This is a genomic window from Sporichthya sp., assembly GCF_013815995.1.
Taxonomy (GTDB): domain Bacteria; phylum Actinomycetota; class Actinomycetes; order Sporichthyales; family Sporichthyaceae; genus Sporichthya.
Map to the genome: position 1 here is coordinate 1 of NZ_JACDFE010000273.1, position 5,181 is coordinate 5,181.

Annotated in this window: 5 protein-coding genes; 2 read left to right on the forward strand and 3 right to left on the reverse strand. The window is 70.2% G+C overall.

All coding sequences use genetic code 11. The features are described from left to right. Window positions 1-307 precede the first annotated feature (307 nt). Both H0X00_RS21315 and H0X00_RS21320 read left to right on the forward strand, forming a co-directional pair. Entirely contained in the window at window positions 308-1,057 is a 750-nt protein-coding gene (locus H0X00_RS21315; RefSeq protein WP_293774619.1) for an MBL fold metallo-hydrolase, read from the forward strand. Further along, the gene (locus H0X00_RS21320) at window positions 1,054-2,001 is read left to right on the forward strand and encodes an alpha/beta fold hydrolase (protein ID WP_293774620.1); all 948 of its coding nucleotides are present in this window, start codon (window positions 1,054-1,056) and stop codon (window positions 1,999-2,001) included. The genes H0X00_RS21315 and H0X00_RS21320 overlap by 4 nt, the downstream gene beginning before the upstream one ends. Here H0X00_RS21320 and H0X00_RS21325 read toward each other — a convergent pair whose 3' ends face one another. The 3 genes from H0X00_RS21325 to H0X00_RS21335 all read right to left on the reverse strand — a co-directional run bounded on the left by H0X00_RS21325 (window position 2,002) and on the right by H0X00_RS21335 (window position 5,059). Continuing rightward, window positions 2,002-3,921, reverse strand: coding sequence for a S8 family serine peptidase (locus tag H0X00_RS21325; protein WP_293774621.1), 1,920 nt, complete (start codon window positions 3,919-3,921; stop codon window positions 2,002-2,004). Window positions 3,922-4,033: 112 nt separating this feature from the next. Continuing rightward, on the reverse strand, window positions 4,034-4,213 hold the full coding sequence (locus H0X00_RS21330; protein WP_293774622.1) for a hypothetical protein: 180 nt from the start codon (window positions 4,211-4,213) through the stop codon (window positions 4,034-4,036). A 243-nt stretch (window positions 4,214-4,456) separates the two neighbouring features. Continuing rightward, the gene (locus H0X00_RS21335) at window positions 4,457-5,059 is read right to left on the reverse strand and encodes a fibronectin type III domain-containing protein (RefSeq protein ID WP_293774624.1); all 603 of its coding nucleotides are present in this window, start codon (window positions 5,057-5,059) and stop codon (window positions 4,457-4,459) included. Window positions 5,060-5,181 lie beyond the last annotated feature (122 nt).

Consider the following 5,181-nt stretch of genomic DNA (forward strand, 5'->3'; position numbering starts at 1 on the left):
GGGCAGCGTCGAGGACCGCGCCATCCGGGCCAACTCCGCGCGCTGCTCACTACTGACCGGCAACGCCGGTGCTGTCTTGATCGGCATGATCAATCATACCGCGCTAATTCACAGACAGACCACTAGGTCCATCGTGGTGCGATGGTCGCCTCGCGGCGCGCGGCACGAACGCAGCCCCAGCCGAACTGGGTTCCCGCGACGGCCTTCATAGTTGGGACCCGGGGACACATAGCGCACCCGTGCGGACCTGGGTCCAGACTAATGGCGCTGCGCCACCTTGCGAGCCCAATCACCCAGGAGGGTTCTGATGGAAAGCACCCCCAACACCACCATCGACGAGATCGCCGACCGGATCTACCGGATTGCCACTTTCGTCCCGGAGATCGGCCCGACCGGCTTCACCTTCAACCAGTTCCTGATCGACGCCGACGAGCCCGCGATCTTCCACACCGGCCCGCGCGGAATGTTCCCGCTGGTGACGGCCGCGATCGAGACGGTTCGACCGGTCGCCGACCTGCGCTGGATCACCTTCGGTCATTTGGAGGCCGACGAGTGCGGCGCGATGAACAATCTCCTCGCCGCGGCCCCGCAGGCCACCGTCGCGCACGGCGCGATGGGCTGCATGGTCTCGCTCAACGATCTGTGCGACCGCGCGCCGCGGCCGCTGGCCGACGGCGAGGTGCTCGACATCGGCGGGCGGCGGCTGCGGCACATCGACACCCCGCACGTGCCGCACGGCTGGGACGCCCGCGTGCTCTACGAGGAAGTTACCGGAACGCTGTTCTGCGGTGACCTGTTCTCCCACCTCGGCGCGGGTCCGGCCGTGGTCTCCTCCGACGTCGTCGAACCGGCTGATCAGGCGGAGGCGATGTTCATGTCCACCAGCCTGACGCCGAGCACCGCACCGACGATCCGCAAGCTGGCCGACCTGGAACCGCAGACGCTGGCGATCATGCACGGGTCCTCGTTCTCCGGCGATTGTGGAAGCGCCTTGCGCGAACTCTCCGACCGGTACGCGAGCCGCTTCGCGGTCGCGGGCGCAGAAGCCGGCCCTTGAGCCCGCAGCGGAAGGCGGCCCGGCGGCTCGCCGTCACGGCCCCGGACGGGGTCCGCCTCGCGGCCTGGTCGAGCGGGGACAGCTCCCGGCCCACCGTGCTGCTGGTGCACGGCTACCCGGACACCCACACCGTCTGGGACGTGGTCGCGGCGGCACTGGCCAAGGACTGGCACGTCCTGCGCTACGACGCGCGCGGCAGCGGCGAGTCCGAGCGGCCGAGCGCGAAGGCGGCCTACGAACTGCCGGCGCTGGCCGGGGACTGCCGGGCCGTGGTGGGTGCCGCCGGAGTCGAAGGCAAGGTCCATGTGGTCGGCCACGACTGGGGATCGATCACCGCGTGGGAGGCCGTCACCGCCGCGGACGCGGCGGGGTGGATCGCCTCGTACACGACGATCTCCGGGCCCTGCCTGGACCACGTCGCAGCCTGGACCCGGGACCGGCTGCGCCACCCGTCCCCGGGACGGCTCGCGCCGGTGCTGCGCCAGCAGGCGAAGTCCTGGTACCTCGGCCTGTTCCAACTGCCGGTGCTTCCCGAACTCGCCTGGAAGCGCGCCCTGGGACCGCGTTGGGACAAGCGGCTGCAGCGGACCGAGGGCATCCCCGCCGACGAGGTCCACACCGCGATCACCCTGACCCAGGACGCGCTGGCCGGACTGAACATGTACCGGGCCAACATGTTCCCCCGGCTCAGCCACAGACCGCAGGCGAAGCCCGCGGCCGCACCGGTGCAGTTCGTGGTGCCGCTTAAGGACAAGTACGTCAGTCCGGGCCTGGCCGCGGCCGGCTTGGACTGGGCGTCCCCGGCCTGGTGGCGCACGATCGACACCGGGCACTGGGGGGCGCTGATCACCCACGGCGCGCAGGTCGCGTCCTGGGTCGACGAATTCGCGCGGCACATCGACGGCGATCCCGAGAGCGCAGCGCTGGCGGCCGCGCGGGTGTGATCAGGACAGCGTCGCCCAGCCGTCGACGTCGATCTGGTGGCCCTTGGCCGCGCCGCGCTTGGTCCCGAGCACGACGATCTTCACCTTGTGCTTGCCCGAGGTCAGACCGGTGATGAAGAAGACCGTGCGCCGCGAGGTCGCGTTCTTCGCGTAGAGGTCGACGACGCCGATCTTCTTCCCGTCGACGTAGACCGCGGCCTTGCCCCGGTCCTTGGCCATGGTCGCGATCCAGCTCGCCTGGCTCCCGGTGAACGTCATGGTGACCGAGGATCCCGACTTCTGGGTGCGACGGACCGCGCCACCGAGGGCCGCCTTCGGGGTGGCCACCCTCCACAGGCCCCCCTGGGAGAAGGACGCGTTGCTCTTCTCCTCGCGCAGCGACAGCGAACGGGTCGGGCCCAGGATCCAGTCGCCCACGTGGCCGAGGTGGTCGGTGGCCCGGGACCGGAAGCGCAGCGCACCGGTGGCCGGGATCTTGAGCCCGACCGAGGCGGCGCGGGCCGAGGGCAGCGCCACCTCGGACCAGGTGATGCCGCCGTCGCCACTGCGCTGGACCTGATGGCTGGTCACCGCGTCACCGTCCGGGTCCATCGCGGCGTCCGCGATGACCTTGACCGGGATCCCACGGCCGGCCGTCGCCTGACCACCCATCAGAAACGGAACGGGGGTACCCATCGTCGGGCCGCGGTTGGCCACACCGCCGAGCCCGGCGGCGAAGAGCAGCTTGTTCGGGGACCCGGGGCCGAGGTCGCGCAACACCCCGGTGGTCGCGGTCGAGGTGACCGCGGCGCTCACCTCGGCCGGGGTCGAGGCCGGGAAGCGCTCCAGGTAGAGCGCGGCCGCACCGGCCACGTGCGGAGTCGCCATCGAGGTACCGGACAGCGTGATCGTCGCGGTGTCCGAGGAGTTGTGCGCGGACCTGATCGCCGACCCCGGCGCCCAGATGTCGACGCAGGAGCCGTAGTTGGAGAAGCCGGCCCGCTCGTCCTCCCTGGTGATGGCACCGACGGTGATCGCCTCCGGGACCCGGCCGGGAGACGGGGTGCACGCACTGCCGTTCTCGTTGCCGGCCGCGGCCACGAAGGTGATGCCCTTGCCGATCGCGGTCTTGACGGCCTGGTCGATCGCGGCGGAGCCGACCTGGCCGAGGCTGAGGTTGGCCACGAACGCCCCGTCGGTGTGCGTCGCCCGCCAGGTGTCGACCTGCTGGGACATCCAGTCGATGCCTTCCACCAACCACATGACCTCGCCGCCGCCGTCACAGCGGAGCACCCGGACCGGGACCAAGGACACCGCCTTGGCGACGCCGAAGGTGGCACCGCCGACCGTCGCCGCGGTGTGCGTGCCGTGGCCGTTGCAGTCGTCGGAGGTGCGACCGTCGGGGACGGCGTTGTAACCCGCCTCGACGCGCCTGTTCGAGGGGCCGCCGAACTCGTGGTGGGTGGCCCGGATGCCGGTGTCGATGATGTACGCGGTCACGCCCACGCCGGTCGCCTCGTAGCCGTACCGTCCGTCGACCTGGCCCGGCCGCTGGTCGACCCGGTCCAGGCCCCAGGACGGGACCGAGGTCTGGGTCGAGGTGATTCCGACGGTGCGGTCCGCCTCGACGAAGCGGATCTGGTCGTCGGACTTCACCGCCGCCAGCGCGTCCTTGGGCAGGGTGGCACCGAAGCCGCGCAGGGCCTTGGTGTACTCGACGTGGATCCGGCCGCCGCGGACGGTGGCCTCCTGCTCGACGTCGCGAATGTGCTCGAGGGTCGTGTCTTTGTTGAAGATCACCAGGTAGCGGTCCGGAACGCGTTCGGAGTCCTCGCCCTCCGCGGGCGCGACCGTTGGCTCGGCCGGGTTCGGGCCGTCGCCCGCAGCTGCCGGCCCGGCCAGACCGGCGATCACCACGAGCATGGAGAGGCCGACGACCACTGCGCGTGAAGCTCTGATTCCCTGACCCACCCTCACTACCGGACCCCCGATCCGTCGTTCCCGGAGCCGCCTTGGCCGGCGGCCCGTCGTGCCTTGCGCTGCGCGCTCCCCGTCAGCGCGCGGTAAAGAAGGTGTCCACGTCGACGTAGCCGGCGTTTCCGTAGACCTTGACCACCAGGGTGTGGCTGCCCGAGGTGGCGCCCTTGGTGAAAAGGGTCCGGCGGGTAGCGACGCCGGCGGAGTTGAGGTCGACGACGGTGGTCCTGCGCAACGCCGGGCGGGGACGGTTCACAGGCAAGCACTCCTCGGACCTCAGACAGTGGGTCTCGGGGGTGAGGATGCGCCGCCACCGGCAAGAGAACAGCCCGGTGTCATTTCGGCCGCGTTGTACATCCCCCGTACGCGCCCGTGTGTTCCTCAGCCTAGGAACTAAACAGCGGTGCAACCACCGCCTTTCAGCTATTCGGGCCTTGTACTTTCGGCCAGAACGGACATAAGCCACGTTGCCTCTGACGCTTCGTCAGGAATGTCCGTTCTAACGCACGGTAACGAAGGCGTCGGCGTCGACGTAGCTGGACGCGGACCGCGAGTCCTTGGTCCCGAGCACCTTGATCAGCAACGTGTGGTTGCCCGACCCGACCTTCTTGCTGAACAGGATCCGGCGGGTGGACACGTCGGCGCCGTAGAGATCGACGGTGCCCTGGCTGACCCCGTCGAAGAAGATCTCGGCCCGGCCGCGGTTGGGCGACCAGGTTCCGATCCAGGCGATCTGCGTGCCGTTGAAGGTGAACGTCGCCGTCGAACCGGCGGCCTTGGCCTGCTTGAGCGAACCGCCCGAGGCGTCGCTGTGGTTGACCGTCGTCCAGTTCGTGGACAGGCTCAACGTCGCTGCGCTCTGCTGCGCCAGGGTCATCGCGAACTGCGGGCCGTTGGCGTAGCCGCCGACCGCACCCCGGGCGTCCGACGCCCGGACCCGGAACACGTTGGTCGTGGAGCCCACGTTGACCGTCACCGAGGTCGCGGTCGGCGAGGGCAGCGACACCGAGGTCCAGGAGCTGCCCGCGTTGCCGGAGTACTGCAGCGTGTAACCGGTGATCGCGTCACCGTCGGCGTCGGTGGCCGCCCAGCTGACCTTCATCGGGACGCTGCTGGTGCCGATCCGGTTACCTGCGGATGCGATCACCGCGGCCGGCGGGGTCGCGACGGGGGCGGCGTTGGCCGGGCCCGGCGTGGGAGTGGGCGTCGGCGTCGGCGTGGGCG